The organism is Proteus genomosp. 6, assembly GCF_040139785.1.
Taxonomy (GTDB): Bacteria; Pseudomonadota; Gammaproteobacteria; order Enterobacterales; family Enterobacteriaceae; genus Proteus.
Genome location: NZ_JBEEVJ010000003.1, coordinates 22094 through 45570 on the forward strand (window position 1 = coordinate 22094; position 23477 = coordinate 45570).

The following is a 23477-nucleotide window of genomic DNA, read 5'->3' on the forward strand; positions in this document are numbered from 1 at the left end:
GTTTAATTACGAATTATAATAAACGAAAGAAATAGAAAGGTAAAAGATCTAAATCACATTTTTATTGCCTTCGCACTGAAAGCAAATGAAAGGTGATTAGAAAAAATGTGCCATTTTAGAGCTATAACTGGTGATCCCTTTGCGTAATAAATTATTTTTCGGTCGTCTTGACTGTCCTATCACGGTTTCAGCGACTTTTTGTGCTAAGGTTTGTTTTTCTAAACGGCGGGTTAATGGTGTTTGCTGAGTTGTATAATCTTCGCAAAAAATGACGTTTACCTCTTGTGTTGCTTTCACTCCAGTCACTAAAGCTTGAATAGCAGGAATTTCGAAACGAAAGTTATCTTTTTCGATAGGTAATGGAAGTGAAGGTGTTTGCCATAAATTGATACGATCAGCACAATAAAGCGCAATAATCACGGCACGTAATGACCAAAAACTACTGGCAGGCCCACTGTAGTTATCAACTAAACGAGGATCGTGAGTAAATAAGCCTTGAGTCGGGGCGCCATTTTTTAATGCCCCTTGAGAAATAAAATAACGTAAACTGCTTTCAAAGGCGCGTTTTGCCTCGCCTACTTTTACTGAAGGACAATGTAAATCGACACCCGCTAATAATGGAGCAGAAACCGCAAGGCGATAGCAGGCACTTCGACCAAAGAAAGGAATACCTTTGGGAGTCATAAAATAAAGGTAATGCTGATTAAAGGTATTAAGTGATTGAGTAATAAATGTTGTATCAAATTGAGGATCAATTTGCGTTAACCAATACAATGAATAGTAAAAGCCCCACGCATTGTAGTAATCATAATTACCTTTTGCTCCATCACGAAACCATCCGTCACCAACATAAAACTCTTTTAATCGTTCATATCGCCAATGGGCAATCGTGTCTTTCCCTGTGAGTGCTTTAATGACAAATTGGACGGTAAGAGGGAAGAAATGCCAGTTATTATCAACAATTTCACAGTGATTAACTTGCTCAAACCAAGTAATAATTTGTTGTTGTGTTGCGGGTGTTAATGTATCCCACACCCATTCACGGCTTATCCAAAGAGTGAGCGCTAAATCAGATGCTTCACAAATTCGTTGATCGTAATCTTCAAGTTTCCCCCAATATCCTTTATGAAGTGGATCAGTGCCATGAATAAAGCTTTGTTTGATCATTAAAGGTAAGTTGAAAGCTTGATGATTTAATCCCATCAATGTACTTTTCTTGCTGCTAACTATCCATGTTGCAAGTAGAGGAAGTACCCTGCTAACACCTTCAAGAGCATCCGTTCTTGCCGTTTGTTGCCCTGGACTTCCGGGATAATAAGCATGAGAGTAACCCCATACTTGGTAATGATGAAAAGCCTGTGTGACATACTGTGTCAGCATTTCACATAAAGAGAAAAGCGACTGACTTTCATCATTAAAAAAGTCAGTGATCGTTTTATCATAGCGACGATAAGCTGATTTTCTGACTAATCGTCGAATGATATTTTCCTTAAATAAGCGTTGGTAGATTTCTACGTTTGGGTGCTCATAAGGGAGTTTGGGACGTGCTGAAGATGCAATTTCAATAGCCATTTTCGTATCTCAGAAAAAAAGACGCATCCTTGCGAAACAGAACGGAAGTTGAATATTAAGGTTTTGCAGAATCCACTAGTATTTGATAGTGATCTTGTCCCCAAAGAACGGGCTTTGGCTTATCTTTGATCCACTGGTAATACGCATTTTTTAGCTCTGCCACTTTTTGTGGATTTTGTTTAGCAAGATCGATTGATTCAGCAGGATCTTTTTTATCGTTAAAAAGTTGAGGCTGATTTTTTCCATCATCATAAAAATAGAGCGCCCATTCACCATCACGTACAGCCCAAGCACCTTTAGAGAGTTTTTCTAAATTAGGATTTGTAGGTGGTGTTTTACGTTGATAGGTTATCCATTGGTGATATCCGTGCCAAAACTCTTGGTTTTCTTCACTATAATGTTTAGTACCAGGGCCGGCCCAATAAAGATAGTTATGCGGGGACTTTGTTGTTTCACCTTTAAGTAAAGGCATGATATTTTTCCCTTCAACGTTTAGATTGTCAGGGATCGCAATACCTGCTGTTTGTAGTGCCGTCGGTAAAATATCAAGTGCGGAGATCATCTCATCACTTTTTGTTCCAGCTGGAATAGTGCCAGGTTGATAAGCAATAAAAGGTACTCTAACGCCACCATTAAACATTTGCCCTTTAAAGCCTCTATCCATCGCATTCATTGGCATTGGTGACTCATTAACAGCACCATTATCCGATAAGAAAAAGATCAGTGTATTTTCTAACTCACCATTTTCTTTTAATTTCGCAATAATTTGACCAATACCTTCATCGGCTGCATTTAATGCAGCAAAGTATTTATCTGCCTCAACATTTCCTGTATCAAATTTCTCCATATATTTAGCAGGAGAAGCTTGTTCTAATGGAATATGGGGAACGCTATATGAAAGATTGATAAAGAAAGGTTTATCTTTATGTTCATCAATAAATTTTAGGGTTTCATCCGTTAAAAGATGAGTGGTGTAACCCGGAGCAGGAACATTGACACCATTACGCCAAAATGCAGGTGAATTCCATAAAGCTACTCCTGATGCGTAATAGCTAAAGTCATAATCGAAACCTCGTTCATGAGGGGCATAACCCGCTTCTGGCGTTGAGATCATATTGTCGTGATAATCACGAGTTTGCTTACTTTCATTAATTTTCGGTTTGCGAATAACTTTTGCGTTATGCCATTTACCAATACTGGCGGTGGCATAGCCATTTTCTTGGAAAAGTGAAGGCAATAGTTTGATATCTTTTGGAATACCTAAAATAGCATCGTCATTACTGTAAGTACCAAAGCTTGCAGGAGAGCGCCCAGTAAAGATACCTGCTCGAGAAGGACCACAAACAGGGTGTGCAACAAATGCATTAGTCATTTTTGCGCCATTTACCGCCATATCGCTGACATTGGGCATGGCAATGCGTGCAGCTTCTACCATTTTGTTGATATCTCCTTCATAACGAGGAGGTGTCGGTCTTTGTGCTAACGCATCCACATCTAAGGTATCTAGCACAAAGTCAAGCTGTCCGGTGCCTAAATCATCCATCACGATCAACAGCACATTCGGTTTTTCAGGTGTTCCACCTGCATTGGCAGATATTGGGGCACTTAAACACGATGTAGCAATGAGCCCAGCGAGTAAGCTTTTTCTAACAGAAGGTAAGGTCACGAATTGTCTCCAGAATAAACAAGATAAAATAAAAATAGGGCTACTTTATGTAGTTTTTTTTCATTGCGGGAAGTGCATCGCTGGCGAGACCTCCTCGTGAAATAGATTGCTGCATTAACTGCATACCTATCGCTGTATGATGAAATATTTGTTTATAGGAACGGCATAGGTAGTTATGACGATGTTTTTCACCTTCAATAGCAATAATGCGATGTTTAGGGCAACCGCCATAACATAAGCTTTGCACTTCACACTGTTTACAAAGGCTGGTTTGTTTATCGTATTTATTTTGACCAAAGCGCTGTTGCTGTTTTGATGTTGCTAAGCGAGCAAGGCTATTTTGATGGATATTGCCTAAATTATTGGCGGGATAAACATAGTGATCACAAGAATAAACATCACCATTTGCCTCAATGATTAACGCCTGACCACAGGTTTTCGATTGAATACATGTTGATGCAGGATATCCCATCCATGTGCCTAATAAGCTATCAAATAAACGAATATATATTTTTCCAATATCGTCTTGGCGTATCCATTCATTAAACACTTCTGTCATAAATTGTCCGTAGCCTTCGGCTGGAACAGAAAATGGGGCCAGTTGTGCATTGGGGCCAGGGGCATAATGTCCGCCATGAGTATGAGGAAAGCGTCTATCGACTTCGACAATGGGAATAAATTGAAAGAATGTTGAACCTAATTCTTTTAAGGCTTGGTAGGTTTCTTTTCCTTTATTCCAATTTTGGTCGTTAACTACTGTGAGTGTATTAAATTCGACGCCATATTCGTTTAGTAGCTTAATTGCACGCTTTACTCGTTCAAAAGTAGGGCTACCATTGACTGAAATACGATATTTATCGTGAACTGCTTCAATACCATCGATGGAAACGCCTAATAGAAAATGGTTATCCGCAAAAAATTGTGCCCATTGGCGATTAATGGCGATTGCATTGGTTTGTACGCTATTTGTGATTGTCTTGCCGTTAGCAAATTGCTTTTGGTATTTAACGACTTGCTCAAAGAAGGCTAATCCAGCAAGTGTTGGTTCTCCTCCTTGCCAAGAAAAATCAACCTGGTCGCCACTGTGTGACTGTATATAGTCTTTAATATAACGACGAAGGACACCATCAGGCATGACGGTATGACCTGTCTCTTTTTCTTCATCTTGAAAAATATTTTCTTTTTCCAGATAAAAGCAGTATTCACACTTAATATTACAGTGGTAGCTTGTGGGTTTTGCCATCATATGAAAATAAGCAGGTTGATTTAATGCCATTCGTCATTTCCTGAGTTTCTTTTTTATCCTGTTACATTACGTAAAATTTATCAAAACAAAAGAGATTAAAATCACAAATACGAAATATCGAAAGTAAATGAAAGTTAATTTCGAAAGATGAGAACTTAAATTTTCGATTAAAATACTTTCGATTCGATACTATTTCATGTTTTATTGACTATTTGAGCTATTTATTTTGATTTGTTTTTCGAAAAGAAATGCATGACATGGAGTTTAAAGCTGTTTATTGTGTGTTTGTGTGATATTAAATCTATATTATTGTGTTTTATCTAGCTATATATGGTGTGATCATAAGTATAGCATTGCGTTATATCATTTTATTTATTGGAAACTGGCGGTCTCAAGGCTATTATTGAAGCTACACGAAAATAATCGTAAGTAATCGATGATGATTCGAAACTTTGTGAAAGAGATCAAAAGTTTTGTTTTTTTGCATTGTCGGTAAAAATTGGCGTAGTAAACTACATTCGAAACCAATCGAAAGAAAGTCTTTTGGTTTCGTAAGGAGACGAAAGTGAAAGCGGCAGTTGAGAGGCGTATGGAAATCCTCGATATGGTAAACCAACAAGGTAAAGCCAGAGTCGAAGATCTCGCTGAATTATTTAAAGTCTCAAGTGTCACTATCCGCAGCGATCTAAGTTTTCTTGAGAAAAATGGTTATATCGTTCGCTCTCATGGTGCAGCAATTCCTAATACGGGATTTATTGCCGAATTGAGTATCCACGAAAAACGTGGGCAAAACGCGGGCATTAAAACATTAATCGGGAAAGCTGCCGCAACGCTGATAAAGGATGGAGACACCGTCATTCTTGACTCGGGGACAACTACTCGCGAAATCGCGACACATTTAAAGTCGCGCGAAAATGTAGTGGTCATGACTAACGGTCTGGATGTCGCAATGGAGTTAGCAAATACCTCAGGTGTGGAAGTATTAATGACCGGTGGTGTATTGCGAAAAAGTGCGTTGTCTTTTTCAGGCTCACAAGCTGAAAATAGCCTTAGAAATTATCGATTTGATAAGGTATTTCTAGGTGTTGACGGATTCGATTTACGTGTTGGTATCACCACACACAATGAACAGGAAGCCAGTCTTAACCGTTTAATGTGTGATATCTCAGAAACGATTATTGCGGTTGCAGATTCTACGAAATTCAGTAAACGCAGCTGTCATATGATCAGAGAGTTTGGTGATATTGATATATTAGTGACCGACTCAGGTATCCCTGAAGAGTATATTCAGGAGCTGAAAGAGCACAAAATCGAAGTGATTATCGTCGACGATAAGGCATCGTAATTTGCTAACTCCATTAGCAACACCGCCGGTGTTGATTATGGAGTTAGTATTTAATGCATCCTTTAGAAAAGATTGTTCAGCAACATAAATCAGGCAAACAGAATGGTATTTATTCTGTTTGTTCTGCCCATCCTTTAGTAATAGAAGCAGCTCTATTACAAGCGCTGGATAATGATTCCTTTCTGCTAATTGAAGCCACCTCTAATCAGGTTGATCAGTTTGGTGGTTATACGGGAATGACCCCCGCTGATTTTTACCAATACGTCATTGAACAGGCTGAAAAAGTAGGTTTTCCTATCGAGAAACTTATTCTTGGTGGTGATCATTTAGGGCCTAATCGTTGGCAACATCTTAATGCCAAAGAAGCGATGGCAAATGCAGACGTGTTGATTGCACATTATGTTGCCGCAGGTTTCAAAAAAATCCATCTTGATTGCAGTATGTCTTGTGCTGATGATCCTATCCCGTTAACAGACGAAATTGTGGCCTCTCGCGCAGCACGTCTTGCGGTGATTGCAGAAAATACCGCAAAAGAAACATTTGGTTCTAGTGACATTGTTTATGTTGTTGGTACAGAAGTGCCCGTTCCAGGTGGTGCTGCCGAAGAACTTGATACCGTTGAAGTAACTTCACCAGACGCAGCGCGTAAAACATTAGAGTGTCACCGCCAAGCTTTTCAAAAGGCGGGCGTTTCTGACTGTTGGGAGCGCGTGATTGGTTTAGTGGTTCAACCTGGTGTTGAGTTTGATCACACTGGCATCATTGATTACCAGCCTGAAAAAGCACAGGCATTAAGCCAAGTGGTGAACGATTATTCTCACATTGTTTTTGAAGCACACTCTACGGACTATCAAACCAAAGAGGCTTATAAACAATTAGTTCATGACCATTTTGCCATTTTAAAAGTTGGGCCTGCCTTAACCTTTGCTATGCGTGAAGGTTTATACGCACTCTGCTCGATTGAAGAAACATTATTCCCTCAAGATCAGTGCTCTAAATTGCGTGAAAAAATGGAACAACTGATGTGCCGTGAGCCAGGGTTTTGGCAAAAATACTATCATGGTGATGAACGTCAACAAGCCTTTGCTCGAGTCTATAGTTTTAGTGATCGCATTCGTTATTACTGGCCTGATGCTGAAATTAATGCCGCCATCGACACACTGATGGATAACTTATCCGTTAAACCAATTCCATTGCCGTTATTGAGCCAATATCTGCCTTATCAATTTACTCAATTTAGAGAAGGCATGATTGACGGATCACCTGAATCTTTTGTTATTGCGAAAATACGTGATGTGTTATCGGTTTATGCCGATGCGTGCTATGTCCATTAATTGAGGGAAACCATGGAATATTTAAGTTATCAGACCGCTCAATTAGAGCAACTGAATGCATTTTGGACTGCGAAAGAAATTGAGCAACAACCAGAATGTTGGAAAAAAACATGGCTATCAGTGAAAGAAAATCGTACTGAGATCCAAGCCTTTTTAGATAAAGCGCTCTCACTGCCTTATGCGCGAATTATCTTAACCGGTGCGGGTACGTCTGCTTTTGCTGGAAAAGCGTTAGCACCCATTTTAAGTGGTCATACAAAACGTCGAGTAGATGCAATTGCAACCACTGATTTAGTGGCTGATCCACAAGAATATTTAGCGGAAGACATTCCAACATTACTAATCTCTTTTGCACGTTCAGGTAATAGCCCTGAAAGTGTGGCGGCGTTAGATGTTGCGACTGAATGCCTATCACAATGTTATCACTTAGTACTGACGTGTAATCCAAATGGCAAACTTTATGAGTATTGTCAAAACAACCGCAGTGCATTGGCATTATTGATGCCAGAAGAATCAAACGACCGCTCTTTAGCGATGACCTCTAGCTTTTCATCCATGATGATGGCGGCTGTGACCATCTTTTTAGGTGATAACGTTTTTAGTGACTCAATCGCGCCATTTTTTAGTGATTATAAAGCGCAGTTTGATAAAGCGAATCAAATTATCCGCGAAAAATACGCTGGTAAATTTAAACGAGTTATTTACTTAGGAAGTGGCGGATTACAAGGATTAGCGCAAGAAGCTGCTTTAAAAATGTTAGAGCTAACTGCGGGTAAAGTGGTTGCTAGTTTTGATACTCCATTAGGCTTTCGACATGGCCCTAAGTCTATCGTAAATAAAGAAACTTTAGTGGTGATGTTTTTCTCTAATGATCCTTACACTCGTCAATATGAGACTGACTTATTACGAGAGGTTATTCACGATAATGCATCAGGTAAGGTGATCGCGATCACCGCACGAAATGATAATACTTTCTCAAAAGAGAGTTTTGTTTATATTCCTGCGCTAGAGAACTGTTCAGATGTGGCGCTATTGTTCCCATACTTGATGTTGGCGCAATCATTCGCATTTCACAGTTCCATTGCACTAGGGAATACGCCTGATAACCCGTCTCCGACAGGAGAAATCAACCGTGTTGTACAAGGCGTCACAATTTATCCGTTCTCACTTAAAACAGAAGACACACAGTCTGCTTTAAATTAATAAAATATAATAAGAGAGCTAATCATGAACACACCGAATATTGTCTGGACCCGCATTGATGAACGTTTACTCCATGGTCAAATCCGCATTACATGGGGTAAACATACGGAAGCAAACCTGATTTTAGTGGCTAATGATGACGCAGCAGAAGGCCCCAATGCCGCATTTATGCAAGCTGGAATGAAGGCATCAGCTGGTGGTGAATATGCTGTTCGCTTCTTCTCTATTCAAAAAACCATTGATGTTATTAGTAAAGCATCACCTCGTCAGAAAATTTTTGTTTTGTGTAATAACCCGACAGATGTTGCCCGTTTAGTGGAAGGGGGCGTGCCTATTACTCATTGTAATGTTGGCAATATGCATTTTCATGAAGGGAAACGCCAAATTGCGAAAACCGTGTCAGTCAATGAAACAGACATTGATGCGTTTAAAAGGCTCGTTGCAAATGGTGTGACTTGCACAATTCAAAACACTCCCGATCAGACACCTGTTGATGTGTTAGCACTCGCATCAGCCTGATAATTTCCTGAGCAAAAAACCTGCATTAGCAGGTTTGAGGATTATTTATGATTTTTGAAGCTTCTTTAGTGGCTTTATGGGCCTTCTTTTGCGGTATAGATAAGTATGACGTTGCATTAAATATTCACAGACCATTAATCACAGGGCCTGTTGTGGGTCTGATTATGGGGGATATGCAGGTTGGATTGATTGCGGGTGCAACGTTAGAACTCGCATGGTTAGGACTAGTTCCCAATGCGGGTGCTCAGCCACCTGATGTGACATTAGGGACAATCGCTGCGGTTGCTTTTGCGGTAATGACAAAACAATCACCAGAAGTTGCGATGGGAATTGGGATGCCTATTGCTGTGTTAATGCAAATGCTCGTGATTGGTTTCTTTGCTGTAACCGCTTTCACCATGGGAAAAGCTGATAGATATGCAGAAAGAGCCGATGCAGCGGGTATTTCACGGCTACTGATCATCACGATTACGGTGCGTTCATTACTCTATGCTTTGGTTGCTTTTGTTACGGTTTATTTCGGTGAACATGCTGCTCAATGGATTGATGAAAATACACCAAAAGTCTTGCTAGAAGGCTTAGGTATTGGCGCGAAAATGGTTCCTGCAATTGGTTTCGCCATGTTGCTAAAAATCATGTGGTCAAAAGAAGTGGCAGGTGTGTTCTTTATTGGCTTCGTGATGACGACTTATCTGAAACTTCCAATTATGGCGGTCGCTATTTTAGGCGCGTCAGCCGCAGCACTTTACTTCTTCTTTAGTGGTAATAACAAAAATTCAAGTCAGCAGAATGAGGATTTCGAAGATGGTATCTGATAACAGCACCGCATTGAAAACGCAGGATAAACCAGAAACGGGTTCTTTGATTGATGGCATTGATGAATACCAAGATACCACTGTCAGAAAAGTTATCACTAAGGGCGATCTCTGGAAGTGTGCGTTCCGTGGCTTGTTTATGGAAGGTAACTTCAACTTTGAACGTATGCAAGGTGGTGGGTTTGCGTTCTCAATTATTCCAGCATTGAAAAAAATTCACGGAAATAACAAACGTGACTATGCAACATCATTAAAAAACCATCTACAGTTTTTTAATGCAAGTCCAAAGCTGTTTACCTTCCTATTAGGAACAGCCGTTGCAATGGAAGAAAACAAAGAGAAACCTTCTACTGTTAACGTGATGAAAGTTGCAGGCATGGGGCCAACTGGGGGCATTGGTGACGCTATTGACCATATGACCTTAATGCCACTGACATTAGCATTAGGTGCTTCCATTGCAATGGAAGGATCAATTGCAGGGCCTTTTGTTTTCTTCTTTTTATACCAAATTGTGCACTTTTTAGTGTATTTCGGGCTGATGTTCATGGGCTATCGCGCAGGTACGGCGGCGATGGTCAATATGAGTGATGCCACTGAAAAACTGGCTAAAGCCGCCAATATTATGGGGATCTTTGTCATTGGTGCGCTCTCCGCGACCTTTATCAAGGTGCAAACCACCGCCTCGCTAGAGCTGGGAGGGAAGGTGGTTGAATTACAAACCGCGCTCTTTGACAAAATTATGCCGAATTTACTGCCTCTGTGCTTAGTTTTCCTGATGTACAAAATGGTTAAAAGCACCGGTTTTTGGGGTAAACCTCCGGTATTGATTTTCTCAACTTTAGCCTTTGGCGTTATCGGTCACGTATTAGGATTCTTATAACTGAGAGCCTTTTTCACCGCCGTTATTGTCAGTCGAAATACATTATTAACTTGCTATAAACGGGCAGGAGAGCCTTCTGCTGCCCGCAAGGAGTCACTCATGATAGGTCTTATTGTTTCAGGACATCTTAATTTTGCCTCAGGCATGGCTTCTGCTGTAAAGGCTATTGCAGGCGAACAAGAAGATATCGCGTTTATCGATTTTGTTGAGTCAATCTCTCCTGATGAGCTTGAAGAAAAAATGCGTGAAGCGATCGACTCAATGTCATGCCAGCAATATCTCTTTTTAACCGATTTACCCGGTGGAACCCCTTGTAATCGTGCCATGGCAATTATGATGCAAAATCCCGCAGTTGAAGTGTTAGCTGGGGTCAATTTACCCATGATTGTGAATGCAGCTTTTGAACGAGAAGGATGTTCAACCTCAGAACTAGTGCAAACGCTACGAGAAATTGGTCAAGACAGTATTCAAGATATTCGCGAGCAATTGGCTCAAATAGACAGTAATGATGCTGATGAAGAAGACGGCTTATGAGTCAGCAATATGCCATTTTAGCCGATAGAACCTTTACGCCAGAAGGTATTCGCTATCTCTGTTATGTCCGTGTTAAGGGTGAAAATATTGAATCAATCACCACAGAGGCACCGACAGATTGCCCTATTATTCGCCTAAAAGGGAAATCGTTATTACCTGGTTTTGTGGATATTCATATTCATGGCCGTGAAGGGGCGGATGTAATGGATGCCACTCAACAAGGGTTACAAACCATTGCGGATGCGCTTGTTAAAACGGGCGTCGTTGCATGGGTGGGGACAACCGTTACCGCGCCTATGGAGGATATTCGTGACGCGTTATCACAAGTGCGTGAGTTCTTATCAACGCCACAAACTTCGGGCGCATTGTTACTTGGGAGCTTTTTAGAAGGACCTTATTTTACAGAGCGTCATCGAGGTTCTCACCCTGTTAAATATCTCAAAGCGCCGACAATTTCAGAGCTAGAAACATTACTCGAAAGTGCGGGAGATACGCTATTGCGTGTCGCTGTTGCACCTGAAGCACAAGGCTCTATGGAGGCGATTGATTGGTTGGTCAAGCGAGGTATTAAGCCAAGTGTGGCGCATACCGCGGCAACTTATGAGCAAACTTCAGATGCATTTTTGCATGGTGCTGATTGTGGCGTGCATTTATATAACGGTATGACAGGGCTTCACCATCGTGAGCCTGGATGTTGTGGTGCAGTGTTGTATCACAATGTTTTAGCTGAACTTATTGCTGATGGCATTCATGTTCATCCTGTCATGATGCAATTGGCGTATCGCATGAAAGGATATCAGCAGCTTGCCTTAATTACTGATTGTATGCGTGCGGGTGGTTTACCTGATGGTGATTACACACTGGGCGCACAAACGGTCAGTGTGACTCAAGGTCAGGCAAAAACCGCAGATGGCTCTTTGGCGGGAAGCACTTGTAGCCTAGATAGTGCATTGCGAAATATGGTGCAACTAGCGCATGTGCCCGAATGGGAAGCGGTACAAATGGCGAGTGCAATTCCTGCCGAATATCTCGGTATCAGCGATCAATTGGGTTATATCAAAGCGGGTCGACAAGCCAGCTTTGCTGTGGTGGATGAGTGTTTTCATCTCACCGATACATTCATCAGAGGAAATCATATTTACTCTGTATCCGGGGAAAATGCATAGCCTTTTGGCTTATGCTCCCATCAGTAAAAATGAGGTATTTATAATGGAAATTCGTCAGCCAATTCATAGTGAACACGCTAAAAGGCTTGATACAGAAGGGCTTCGTAAGGAGTTCCTGATTGAGAACCTATTCTGTGAAGGGGAAATGAATCTCACTTATAGCCATATAGATCGTATTATTGTTGGCGGTATTGTTCCTACAACACAACCTTTAGCATTAATGGCAGGTAAAGCATTAGGCGTTGATTTCTTTTTGGAAAGACGTGAATTAGGTGCCATTAATATTGGTGGCGCAGGTAAAGTGATTGTTGATGGAGAAGTGTTTGAGATTGGCCCTCGTGAAGCCATTTATATCGGAATGGGCGCAAAATCTGTTGAATTCACCAGTGATTCTGTAGAAACGCCAGCGCGTTTTTATATGAACTGCGCACCTGCTCATCATACTTATCCAACGCGTAAAATTACGCAACAACAAGCTTCGCCAGAAAAAATTGGTAATGTAGAAAACTGTAACGTTCGTACTATCTATAAATTCTTACACCCTTCAGTGTTACCAACGTGTCAATTATCAATGGGCATGACCGTTCTTGAGCCTGGTAGTTTATGGAACACCATGCCATGTCATACCCATGAACGCCGTATGGAAGTGTATCTCTATTTTGATATGAAAGATGACAATGTCGTTTTCCATTATATGGGAGAGCCAACCGAAACCCGTCATTTAGTGGTTCGTAATGAACAAGCGGTGATAAGCCCTAGTTGGTCAATCCATTCAGGTGTGGGGTCTGCGTCCTATACCTTTATTTGGGGAATGGTCGGTGAAAATCAGGTATTCCACGATATGGATCACGTTGCAATGAAAGATCTGAAATAACTACCACTGAAATAACTACGAATAGTCACATTTTTTCTTACCCTACAGATAAAAAAGGTGTGGCTATAAGGCCACATCTGAGAGGTTACTGATATGAATTTATTTGATTTAAGTGGCAAGGTTGCCATTGTCACAGGTTGTAATACAGGGCTAGGGCAAGGTATGGCCGTTGGTTTAGCGCAAGCTGGGGCTGATATTGTGGGTGTCGGTATTCAAGATGCACCCGAAACGCGTCAGCAAGTCGAAGCATTGGGTCGTCGTTTTCATTACATTACACAAAATTTAATGAAACAAGATGGATTACAAGCTGTGGTAGATGAAGCGGTTTCAGTTATGGGCCGTCTTGATATTCTGGTCAATAATGCAGGCATTATTCGTCGAGAAGATCTTTTGGAGTTTAGTGAAAAAGATTGGGATGATGTTATTGATATTAACCAGAAAACACTGTTTTTCTTATCACAAAAAGTTGCCCGCCAATTTGTGAAACAAGGAGAGGGTGGCAAGATAATTAACATTGCCTCTATGCTCTCTTATCAAGGTGGTATTCGTGTACCTTCTTACACAGCAAGTAAATCTGCGGTGATGGGATTAACTCGTGCATTAGCGACCGAGTTATCTCAATACAACATCAACGTTAATGCGATTGCTCCGGGCTATATGGCAACAGATAATACGGCTGCTTTACGTGCTGATGATGCACGTAATGCAGCTATTTTAGAACGTATTCCTGCAGGACGTTGGGGAACCCCAGAAGACGTTGCAGGTCCTGCGATTTTCTTAGCTTCTAAAGCCAGTGATTATGTTAATGGATACACAATTGCGGTTGATGGTGGTTGGTTAGCTCGTTAAATTCATGGAGAAATAGGATGGAACACGCTAATACAGAGGCTTTGCAAAAAGGTATCGTATTGCAAAATATGAAGCGAGTGTATCGTTACCAATCGGCTAATCAAGTTCGCAGTGTTCGCCGCCGTAGTGGTAAAACTCGTTTTATAAAGGATACGGATTGGGAACGCGGTGTTTTATGGAGTTGCGTAAGTGCTGCATGGCAGGCAACGCAAGACGAAGAGTATCTTAATGGTGTGTTAAATTACACGTTGCATACAGGATTTCGAACAGGACCAAATGCACGTTTTGCGGATGATCATGTCTGTGCTCAAGCTTATCTCGCCATAAGTCCGCTGTTTGAGCAACTTGAAGTGATTGAGCCAACCATTAAAGCATTCGACATTATGCTTAATGATCCTAAGCCGGGTCGTGAAGATTGGTGGTGGTGCGATGCGCTCTTTATGGCTCCTCCAGGGTTTGCTGCATTATCAGAAATAACGGGTGAGCGACGTTATTTAGATTATATGCACACAGCTTATTGGGATGCGATTGAGCATTTACGTGATCCTGAAACAGGGCTTATTTTCCGTGATCATCGCTATATCCCTGATGGTCACGGAAATGAAATGCGTGAAGCTAACGGTGAAAAAGTATTTTGGAGCCGTGGTATTGGCTGGGTTTTAGCTTCAGTTCCTCGTATTCTTCAATATATGCCTGATGATTATCATGGTCGTGAACGCTATATTGTACTGTTTAAAGAATTAGCGACATCCATTCTAGATTATCAACATGAAGATGGTTTTTGGCGAACCAGTTTATTAGATCCTGATAATTTCCCTGCGCCTGAAAGTTCAGCAACAGCGCTATTTTGTTATGGGCTAGCATGGGGAATTAATCAGGGAGTATTAGAGAAAGAAGTCTATTTTCCTGCATTAAATAGAGCATGGGTGGCATTACAAACCTGTATTCATGACAATGGCATGATAGGCTGGGTTCAACTTCCGGCATTTAACCCTCGTGAAGTGAAGTTTGAACATAATATGGATTATGGTGCTGGTGCTTATTTATTAGCAGGGAGTGAAGTGTTAAAACTTTCGTGAAATAGCTAGACCCTTGATATTGACGCTTCGTTTTTTTACACGCTCTATTATGCCTTCCGTGTAATATTTTCCTTATTAGGATGCCGACCAAAAATAGGGGTCGGCTTTTTTTTATATTTAATTTAATAAAATAAGAGGTAACAGTAATCTGTTACCTCTTACTATAAATTAGGGTGCTTAGATTAAACCGTAATAACTTAATTCGAAAACTGCGGGGGATTTCTCCCCCACAAGGTTAGTGTTTATTATTAATAAACTTAACCTGAACATTTATATATTCACTATTAATCGTGAAATTCTCAATTGGATTATTATAGAATAAAATTATCAGCAATATGGTGATATTTATACTAATAACAATCATACTAATAAGAGAATATTTGTTCATTTTCTTGACAGTTCCTCTATAAGGAGGCAGAATCAAGTTGTCATGTTTGAGTCGGCCTCGGTTAATGTTAAATAACATAATCGGGGCTTTTCTCTTTCTGGGTCTTACAAAATGCTTGAACCAGATTGATCCAAGCACCCGCGCAGAGAATAGCAAAATATTTATTTGAGACAACACATTTATTATCAATAATAAATCATTCGATTTGTTTTTGTTATTTTAAATAAATAATTGATTCGTTAATGGGTGTGATTAATAAAATAAGAGGTAACAGTAATTTGTTACCTCTTATTGTAAATTAGGGTGCTTAGAGTAAAACACAATAATTGAAAAAGGAAACTGTGGGGGAATGCTCCCCCACAAGATTAATATAAACTAAAAGATATATTAACCTGAATCATTAAATATCCATTATTGGGTATGAATAAACAAAAAGTGTACTCTCCAATAATATGTTACTGGGTATTATCATCGTGACGATCATTAGCCCGATTAAAGAATATTTCTTCATTTCCTCTTGCACTCCGATAAAAATGGAGGCAGAATCAAATTGTGTGTTTTTGAGTCCGCCTCGGTTAATGTTAAATAACATAATCGGGGCTTTTCTCTTTCTGGAGCTTGCAAAATGCTTGAACCAGATTGATCCAAGCACCCGCGCAGAGAATAGCAAGATATTTATTTGAGACAACACATTTATTATCAATAATAAATTATTCGATTTGTTTTTGTTATTTTAAATAAATAATTGATTCGTTAACGGGTGTAATTAATAAAATAAGAGGTAACAGCAATCTGTTACCTCTTATTGTAAATTAGGGTGCTTAGATGAACACACAATAATGGAAAAGGAAATTGTGGGGGAACGCTCCCCCACAAGATTAATATAAAATAAAAGATATATTAACCTGAATCATTAAATATCCATTATTGGGTATGAATAAACAAAAAGTGTATTCTCTAATAATACGTTACTCGATATTATCATCGTGACGATCATTAGTCCGATTAAAGAATATTTCTTCATTTCCTCTTGCGCTCCGATAAAAATGGAGGCAGAATCAAATTGTTGGGTTTGAGTCCGCCTCGGTTAATGTTAAATAACATAATCGGGGCTTTTCTCTTTCTGGCCTTTATAAAATGCTTGAACCAGATTGATCCAAGCACCCGCGCAGAGAATAACAAAATAATCAGTAGGCACAACACATTTATTATCAATAATAAATTATTCGATTTGTTTTTGTTATTTTAAATAAATAATTGATTCGTTAACGGGTGTAATTAATAAAATAAGAGGTAACAGCAATCTGTTACCTCTTATTGTAAATTAGGGTGCTTAGATGAACACACAATAATGGAAAAGGAAATTGTGGGGGAACGCTCCCCCACAAGATTAATATAAAATAAAAGATATATTAACCTGAATCATTAAATATCCATTATTGGGTATGAATAAACAAAAAGTGTATTCTCTAATAATACGTTACTCGATATTATCATCGTGACGATCATTAGTCCGATTAAAGAATATTTCTTCATTTCCTCTTGCGCTCCGATAAAAATGGAGGCAGAATCAAATTGTCTGTTTTTGAGTCCGCCTCGGTTAATATGAAATATATTTTCCGGGGCTTTTCTCTTTCTGGTGCTTGCAAAATGCTTGAACCAGATTGATCCAAGCACCCGCGCAGAGAATAGCAAAATATTTATTTGAGACAACACATTTATTATCAATAATAAATCATTCGATTTATTTTTGTTATTTTAAATAAATAATTGATTCGCTAATATAATAAACCCCTCGGTATTTTTATATCGAAGGGTTTTAATTGAAATATTAAAGTATTTACTTAACTAAACTAATTACAATAGGTGTTGCTTGTATTGTCGTAGTAGTAATAAGCGTATTATCATTCTGATGTTTAATAATAACACCTGATTGAGATGTTGCTAATTTCCACACGCCTTTTACGGTAACTGTGCTGCTTATTGGTTTAGAGTCGGCCGTTAGCCATTTACGAGAATAAACACTGACTTCGACTTGATTTCCATTATTATCAATTTGGTCAGCTTCAATGTCTTGATATAAATTTAAATCAGGATTAACAATACTCAATGTTAACTGTTGGTTTTGTGCTTTAGCCATCACCATAGTAGGTGCATCACTCGATAATAATATTGCTTGAGGTGATTTTAATTGTGTCGCTTCAAAAAAAGCATACCCTTCTTCTTGGGTGATTTTATCTTTTACCGCATGCAATTGATTATTATGTTGCAATACAGTGTATTCAGGCGCTTTATTATCTTGTGACTCAATCGCTATCGCATACTCATAAGTCGCATCACTAGGTGCGTTACCATGAGAGATCACGGCTGTTGCAAATAGTTGTTCTGTTGATTTTGAATTTCTATCATCGAGTGAATGTTGTTTTTGATAACTAAACTCTACAGTTTGACCTTTAGCGAGCTTATATAAGTTACCCGCAGGATCAATTAAAGTATCTGCATTATTTAAAGTTAATTGAGTACCTAATTGATTCACTTCTTTGCCATTAATTATCACAGATTGTAATTTAGGAACAGCAAATTGGAACAGTGTGGTTTCTGTTTTATGTTGTTTGTCCGTATTTTCAATGCCCGATCCTAATGCAATAACCCTATTATCAAATAAGAAATAGGATTTATTAGCTCTTAAGCTTTGTTGTTGATATTTGCTGTGACCATGTAATTTCATGGCAAACATACTGTTATTATTTAATGTATTTGCACCAGAATAGCTTTCTGTTGAAAGCAACATTTCTTCAATACCTGCACTCGGTAATTGGTTTAATTTTGCTTCAAGTTCATCATAAGGAAGATGAATTGTCGTGGTACCCGGATATCGGTTCCAATCCCATCCTGCATGGCTAAATCCTGATTGTGCTAAGTTTGCGGGTATGATTTCCAATTGACCATACTGTAAGTAGCGCCCATAACGATTGTTATTTTCATAACTTTCATTACCAACAAGATAACGACTAAATCCGCGAGCGATAGCAAGCCAGCTTTGTTGGGGGGCTTGAATAGAGGCTCTACGCTGTATCGCCATCGAAGCATAGTTCATCGCCCATGCGCCAGTGGGTTCATTTTCAGCTTTAATACCTTCAAAACTGTCTTTGTTATCTAATTTTGCATAGGCCGCAGCCAATATGGTATCTAATTTTTGTTTGCCATCAGGTGTACCGGCTAATGCCATCCATTTAAATGGTGCGATCCCTATTTTATGTAATCCAGTAGGATGGCGGCCACTTAATACCACGGGAATTTGTGTCTCTTTAGTGTAGATGCGCATTTTTAATAACACATCTTTTAAACGCTCATGGGCTGAAGATGAAAGACGGAAAGGGGAATCACTTAGCGCATAAACACTAGGAGCTAAACCACCAAAAGCATCTTTCGCATACGCTGGATAATGCTGCGAGTGGTGAAAAATAGAACCATCAGGCTTGAAACCACCTGCAACACCTTTTGAACTTAGTATGGTTTTATTTAGCCAGTTTTGCAGTTGCGCTAAGGCTTGTTGGCGTTGTTGATAATCTGGCAACATCAGTAAGCTTTTTATCATCCACTGTAATTGTGTGTTGAGAATATCAACGTTTGCATCAACGATCTCATCGTCTTTTTCAAAAATTCGGCCTGTGGCGTTGTACCACATCATTGCCTGTTGCGTTGGCGCTAAAAGATGATTTTTTGCCAGAATATGACGACCAATAAACCATGCATCAAAAAGCTCTCTGGTTTGATATCCAACATGAGTAATAATTTGATAACCACTACCTCGTGTAAAACCTTGCTCAAGAACGTAACGAGTTCCTAATAAATAAAGATCTTCTAATTTTTTTCTATCGGCTACTGATAAGGAATTACTACGCAAGTAAATAGCAGTTTGAAGAAGCGTTTTACCTACATCTCTTAGCATATTGGCATCAAGTAATGCTTTTTTCGTCTCTTCACTAAATACGCCTTCAACTTTCATAAAGTTTTGCCGGTTGGGGTGATCTAGTGCTTTTCCTGTTATTGATCCATCAGCGTGTTGTGTTAATTCTAATTTTTCCCAGAGTGTTAAATTTTTATCTAGCATATTTGAGGTGATTTTTTTATCGCTGTTAATTCCCTGATAATACTCAAAACGCTGATAAATTGATGCCATTTCAGCTTGATCATCATGAAACTCAGTATCGAAATTTAGAGTTGGATAATGCACTTTAAACATCTGATCGTACATCAGTAAAGCACTCCAGTTTTTACTGACCATGGTATTTACTGCATTATTAACATAAGGCACATTATCATCAGGAACTGCCCAGCGATTGTCTAACGGTACACTCATAATAATTTGGTCGAAAAAGAGAGTTCCAGCTTGATTTGGTGCCGTAATGACTAATTGATCCAATTTTCCTGTTGCAGTGCCTTTCATATCACGAAAGGGAACTGCAATACCGCGCCATCCTGTGAAATTAAGTTGAGTATCAAAACTTAATGCCACTTGATCATTTTGTTTGAATTGTAATGTGAGAGGCGATGATTGTGGTTTTTCATTGTAAATCCACATCATAAACGTGAGTGGTGTCGCGGTATCTTTATCATCCTGATAATTTACTTGATTATTAAGTGTTAATGTTGCTTGTGGTTGATATTGCCACTTGAGTGATTGAACGCCATCTTTGGCATGTTCTTTACTTAACGATAATTGATTGCTATTTGAAGTGACTAATGTATTTGGTATTTCACCTTCAAAGAGGTAAAGATCACCAAAAGGTTCATGAGAAAGAGAAGGTAATGCTTGTGCGGGTAAGGATAAGCAGAAACTTAGTGTAATAGCATGGGCTAAAGGATGTTTTATTAGCATAATCAGATTTCCTGCAAATAAAAAAGGAACGCGAATGCGTTCCTTTAAAGGTTAAATCAAGGGAGAGGTGAGAGTTTAATTTCTTGTGGAATACCAAAATAACTGGTGAAAGTGAGTTCGGTATTCTCACCAGAAACGCGATGTTTTACCTCACCATCTTTATCCACAGACTGCCATTTTCCATTAACGGTGACATTAATTGTGACAGGTGTTGCGGCTTTCTGTCGTGTCATATTTAAATCTGGTGTAACGGCACTGACAGTAAGTGTATTTCCTTGATGATGAGTCATTACAATCGCGGGTTTATCAACCTTTTTGATCCATTTATCTTCAATTGATGCAGATTGATAAAAGGCATATCCCGTCACATTGCTGAGTTTATCGTAAATAATATGAACATCTTTATCTTTACGAAGAACCTGATATAACTCATTATTTTCATGGAACTTCTCTGCCATTTCTCTCATTTTTTCAGGAGTCGCATCTAAAAAGACCATATACTCATAGCTGGAATCTTTAGGTTGAACGCTGTGATCAATCCACGCTGAACTGAAGTTCCCTTCCGTTGGTTGGCGATTTTTATTTTCAGCCGAGGTCTGGTGTTGGCGACTGACATTCACTTTTTCTGCTTGGGTAATTAAATAGCCATTACCGTTGCTATCGATGATCCAATCACCTTGTTTTAGCGTGGTTTGATAAGGGAAACTGTCAACTTTTTGCCCATTAATCCAGATGGTATTTAATGTTGGTGTAATGGCATGTTGGAATAACGTTGTTTCAACATTTTTATTTTTATCGCTGCTATTAATATTGCTACCGACAAAAATTAAATGGTTATCCGCCGCTAATACAGTTTTTTTAGCCGTAAAGTTAGGATCAAAACGCTCAAGATTAGCAGGATAAATAAGATCAAATGCCATCATGCCATATTTACCATCAAGGGCAGATGTTCCACTAAATCCACGCTCTCCACGTTGCATTAACGTATGAGGTTTAGGGCTATCTAACTCTTTAAGAGGAAGATGAATAGTGGTTGCTCCTGGCATTCTATTCCAATCCCAACCTTCTTGTTGATAGCCTTGTGAAAGCTGTGAGCCATTACTGACTATCTGGGCTACACCATGGCTTTGATAACGACCATAGCGGTTATCTTTGTTATAAATTTCAGATGACCAAACATTGGTGTTATACGCTTTTAGTGTCACCATTTTATCTTGCCAACGATGAATACCAAAGGCACCACCATTAAAGGCATAGAATCCTTGAGGAAGTGCTGCTGGTGCAATATTTTCACCAAAAATAGCGCTCGATTCACTTTGCGTTTTATCACTAATGGCAAGATAAATAGAAGCGAGCGTTTTATCAGGTGATGGTTTTGCAGACATTGCAAGCCAGTAATAGCCTTGAGCAACCGATTTTAATGACGGTGAATTAAACGGATGCCGCCCAGCTAAAGGTAATCCTACTTCAGGATTACTGTAGATCCATGCCGAAACCATGGCTTTTTTCAGGTTATTCCAACCACTTTCACCAACAGCAAAAGGTGTACCACGCAGTAAATAAATAAGCTGAGAGGCATTTTTAAAAGCAGGAAAAGAGTAACCCGGATAGTTACCTTCATGTCGCCATGCTGTACCATCAGGACGTAAACCATCTTTACCGCCTGGCGGTACTTGAGTTAATGCACCAGTAATGTAATGACTGAAAGTATTAACTAAGTTAATGCGCTTTTGATCATCAGGCTCTAGCAATAATAAAGCCAAGTGCTGACGAGATAAGGTGTTGAAATAGTCTAAATCTGAACTGTTTGCTCCTACCTTCATATCAAAACTACTTTTAAACTCTCGTGAATACCACAGTAATGAATCATAAACTTGAGTTTGTAGATTGGCTTCTTTTAGGGCATCAGACATTAATAATGTAGATATATACCACCAACGAGAGCTATATCCCCAGTGATGAGTTGTGACTAATGCACTCCCTTTAACAAAGCCTTGATCTAATAAATGCTTTGTCATTAATAAGTACATCTGTTTTAACTGGGCTTTTTGTGTCGGATCTTTTTCAAGAACATAAGCACGGCTGATATTAAACATTAATGTCGTGTAATTACCTAAAATAACGTAATTATCAAAAAGCGACTTATCTTGAGAATTAAGGTTTTCTGGCTGATAAATAATGGTTTGTTTATCCGTGATCAGATGTCGCCCTTGTATTCCACCATCCGCTAAAGTGTGAATGTTAAGTGCATCAAAATCACTTTTTAACTTGCTGATATTTTCTTCTAACGCGAGATTTGTTTCTTTTTCGCCACCCACAAATTCATTAATAAGACGTTGGCGAATAAGGTCAATTGCCGCTAAATTTTCAGGTGTTACAGGTAATTGAGGCTGTACGGTGTGAAATTGAATTTCTGGCTCTGATAAGCGTGTTTTTATTTGATAATCAGACCATTGATAGCGAGCATCATCGATAGAAAACATAATACGATCGATATATATTTCGCCTTGCCCCACATTAGACGGGGCTTTAAATCGTATACTGTCAACATTTGCACCCAAAGCACGACCGACGCTATCTTGAGAGCCATCTGACGAGGTATTCATGGGATTTAATGTCATTTCACGGTTTTCAAGGTCGTTATTTAGTGAAATACCCACTGCGCGCCAACCCGTAAAATTCAGTTTTACTTTAAAGCCCGCTTGCGCTTCGCTGTTGGCGTTGAGTTTTTCACCAAAATCAACAGTGAGATAGCCATCAATGGGGTTTTCATTATAAAGCCAAAATGATAAAACAGGTGTAGATGCACGTCCCCATGCTTTAGAGGCTTCTTTGTCTGTCGGTACAATCAGCTTTTTATGCAAAGTAAAGCTACTTCCACCTTTCCATTTCCACAAAAGGGATTGGCTTCCCATAATGCTACGCTTATCAGATAACGTCAGTGTTGAGTTTTTATCTGTTGTGAAATCAGCTAACGGATTATTTTGGGCAAAATGATATATTTCAGACTGCATCAGATTATTAGGATCAAATGCAGGATTGTTTGTTGCTGCCATTGCATTATAAGGGGCTGATAATAGCCCCAACGTCATGGCAAGTGCAGTAAAGCGAAATATCGGCATATT

At 39.3% G+C, this 23477-nt stretch carries 16 protein-coding genes; 11 read left to right on the forward strand and 5 right to left on the reverse strand.

Annotation, left to right across the window (positions count from 1 at the left end; genetic code table 11):
• Nucleotides 1-96: 96 nt before the first annotated feature.
• From ABN212_RS04585 to ABN212_RS04595, 3 genes are read right to left on the reverse strand one after another with little or no spacing between them, the layout of a single operon-like run.
• Complete coding sequence (locus ABN212_RS04585) at nucleotides 97-1572, reverse strand: DUF2264 domain-containing protein (RefSeq protein WP_198620897.1); 1476 nt, start codon at nucleotides 1570-1572, stop codon at nucleotides 97-99.
• 55 nt (nucleotides 1573-1627) lie between these two features.
• Nucleotides 1628-3238: a sulfatase family protein gene (locus ABN212_RS04590; protein ID WP_198630340.1), complete on the reverse strand. Its 1611-nt coding sequence runs from the start codon at nucleotides 3236-3238 to the stop codon at nucleotides 1628-1630.
• Nucleotides 3239-3278: 40 nt separating this feature from the next.
• Nucleotides 3279-4514, reverse strand: coding sequence for an anaerobic sulfatase maturase (locus ABN212_RS04595; protein WP_349442950.1), 1236 nt, complete (start codon nucleotides 4512-4514; stop codon nucleotides 3279-3281).
• A 535-nt stretch (nucleotides 4515-5049) separates the two neighbouring features.
• Here ABN212_RS04595 and agaR point away from each other — a divergent pair.
• The 11 genes from agaR to ABN212_RS04650 all read left to right on the forward strand — a co-directional run bounded on the left by agaR (nucleotide 5050) and on the right by ABN212_RS04650 (nucleotide 15082).
• Nucleotides 5050-5829 (forward strand): transcriptional repressor AgaR, encoded by a 780-nt coding sequence (agaR, locus tag ABN212_RS04600; protein ID WP_075673686.1) that lies wholly within the window; start codon nucleotides 5050-5052, stop codon nucleotides 5827-5829.
• A gap of 53 nt (nucleotides 5830-5882) precedes the next feature.
• The gene (gene kbaZ / locus ABN212_RS04605) at nucleotides 5883-7163 is read left to right on the forward strand and encodes a tagatose-bisphosphate aldolase subunit KbaZ (RefSeq protein ID WP_109371246.1); all 1281 of its coding nucleotides are present in this window, start codon (nucleotides 5883-5885) and stop codon (nucleotides 7161-7163) included.
• Between the two features lie 12 nt (nucleotides 7164-7175).
• Nucleotides 7176-8366 (forward strand): SIS domain-containing protein, encoded by a 1191-nt coding sequence (locus ABN212_RS04610; RefSeq protein WP_160230601.1) that lies wholly within the window; start codon nucleotides 7176-7178, stop codon nucleotides 8364-8366.
• A 24-nt stretch (nucleotides 8367-8390) separates the two neighbouring features.
• The gene (gene agaV, locus ABN212_RS04615; protein ID WP_109371242.1) at nucleotides 8391-8885 is read left to right on the forward strand and encodes a PTS N-acetylgalactosamine transporter subunit IIB; all 495 of its coding nucleotides are present in this window, start codon (nucleotides 8391-8393) and stop codon (nucleotides 8883-8885) included.
• A gap of 47 nt (nucleotides 8886-8932) precedes the next feature.
• Nucleotides 8933-9700, forward strand: coding sequence for a PTS N-acetylgalactosamine transporter subunit IIC (gene agaW / locus ABN212_RS04620; protein ID WP_099074752.1), 768 nt, complete (start codon nucleotides 8933-8935; stop codon nucleotides 9698-9700).
• On the forward strand, nucleotides 9690-10580 hold the full coding sequence (locus ABN212_RS04625; protein ID WP_109371240.1) for a PTS system mannose/fructose/sorbose family transporter subunit IID: 891 nt from the start codon (nucleotides 9690-9692) through the stop codon (nucleotides 10578-10580). Before agaW ends, ABN212_RS04625 begins: the two co-directional genes overlap by 11 nt.
• A 99-nt stretch (nucleotides 10581-10679) precedes the next feature.
• Entirely contained in the window at nucleotides 10680-11114 is a 435-nt protein-coding gene (agaF, locus tag ABN212_RS04630; RefSeq protein WP_109371238.1) for a PTS galactosamine/N-acetylgalactosamine transporter subunit IIA, read from the forward strand.
• The gene (gene nagA / locus ABN212_RS04635; protein ID WP_198625877.1) at nucleotides 11111-12280 is read left to right on the forward strand and encodes an N-acetylglucosamine-6-phosphate deacetylase; all 1170 of its coding nucleotides are present in this window, start codon (nucleotides 11111-11113) and stop codon (nucleotides 12278-12280) included. The genes agaF and nagA overlap by 4 nt, the downstream gene beginning before the upstream one ends.
• A 43-nt stretch (nucleotides 12281-12323) precedes the next feature.
• On the forward strand, nucleotides 12324-13154 hold the full coding sequence (gene kduI / locus ABN212_RS04640; protein WP_109371234.1) for a 5-dehydro-4-deoxy-D-glucuronate isomerase: 831 nt from the start codon (nucleotides 12324-12326) through the stop codon (nucleotides 13152-13154).
• A 93-nt stretch (nucleotides 13155-13247) separates the two neighbouring features.
• Entirely contained in the window at nucleotides 13248-14003 is a 756-nt protein-coding gene (kduD, locus tag ABN212_RS04645; protein WP_109371232.1) for a 2-dehydro-3-deoxy-D-gluconate 5-dehydrogenase KduD, read from the forward strand.
• A gap of 17 nt (nucleotides 14004-14020) precedes the next feature.
• Nucleotides 14021-15082 (forward strand): glycoside hydrolase family 88/105 protein, encoded by a 1062-nt coding sequence (locus tag ABN212_RS04650; protein WP_198630343.1) that lies wholly within the window; start codon nucleotides 14021-14023, stop codon nucleotides 15080-15082.
• A gap of 2228 nt (nucleotides 15083-17310) precedes the next feature.
• Here ABN212_RS04650 and ABN212_RS04655 read toward each other — a convergent pair.
• Nucleotides 17311-20352, reverse strand: a complete 3042-nt coding sequence (locus tag ABN212_RS04655) for a chondroitinase family polysaccharide lyase (RefSeq protein ID WP_349442951.1) — start codon at nucleotides 20350-20352, stop codon at nucleotides 17311-17313.
• 56 nt (nucleotides 20353-20408) lie between these two features.
• A complete protein-coding gene (locus tag ABN212_RS04660) occupies nucleotides 20409-23474 on the reverse strand; it encodes a chondroitinase family polysaccharide lyase (protein ID WP_349442952.1) in 3066 nt (1021 codons plus the stop codon).
• Nucleotides 23475-23477 lie beyond the last annotated feature (3 nt).

Coding starts and splice junctions, on each gene's coding strand:
- kbaZ (WP_109371246.1), top strand. CDS start 5,883: ATGCATCCTTTAGAAAAGATTGTTCAGCAACATAAATCAGGCAAACAG.
- ABN212_RS04650 (WP_198630343.1), top strand. CDS start 14,021: ATGGAACACGCTAATACAGAGGCTTTGCAAAAAGGTATCGTATTGCAA.
- ABN212_RS04625 (WP_109371240.1), top strand. CDS start 9,690: ATGGTATCTGATAACAGCACCGCATTGAAAACGCAGGATAAACCAGAA.
- kduI (WP_109371234.1), top strand. CDS start 12,324: ATGGAAATTCGTCAGCCAATTCATAGTGAACACGCTAAAAGGCTTGAT.
- kduD (WP_109371232.1), top strand. CDS start 13,248: ATGAATTTATTTGATTTAAGTGGCAAGGTTGCCATTGTCACAGGTTGT.
- ABN212_RS04595 (WP_349442950.1), bottom strand. CDS start 4,514: ATGGCATTAAATCAACCTGCTTATTTTCATATGATGGCAAAACCCACA.
- agaW (WP_099074752.1), top strand. CDS start 8,933: ATGATTTTTGAAGCTTCTTTAGTGGCTTTATGGGCCTTCTTTTGCGGT.
- ABN212_RS04660 (WP_349442952.1), bottom strand. CDS start 23,474: ATGCCGATATTTCGCTTTACTGCACTTGCCATGACGTTGGGGCTATTA.
- agaF (WP_109371238.1), top strand. CDS start 10,680: ATGATAGGTCTTATTGTTTCAGGACATCTTAATTTTGCCTCAGGCATG.
- ABN212_RS04655 (WP_349442951.1), bottom strand. CDS start 20,352: ATGCTAATAAAACATCCTTTAGCCCATGCTATTACACTAAGTTTCTGC.
- ABN212_RS04610 (WP_160230601.1), top strand. CDS start 7,176: ATGGAATATTTAAGTTATCAGACCGCTCAATTAGAGCAACTGAATGCA.
- agaV (WP_109371242.1), top strand. CDS start 8,391: ATGAACACACCGAATATTGTCTGGACCCGCATTGATGAACGTTTACTC.
- ABN212_RS04585 (WP_198620897.1), bottom strand. CDS start 1,572: ATGGCTATTGAAATTGCATCTTCAGCACGTCCCAAACTCCCTTATGAG.
- nagA (WP_198625877.1), top strand. CDS start 11,111: ATGAGTCAGCAATATGCCATTTTAGCCGATAGAACCTTTACGCCAGAA.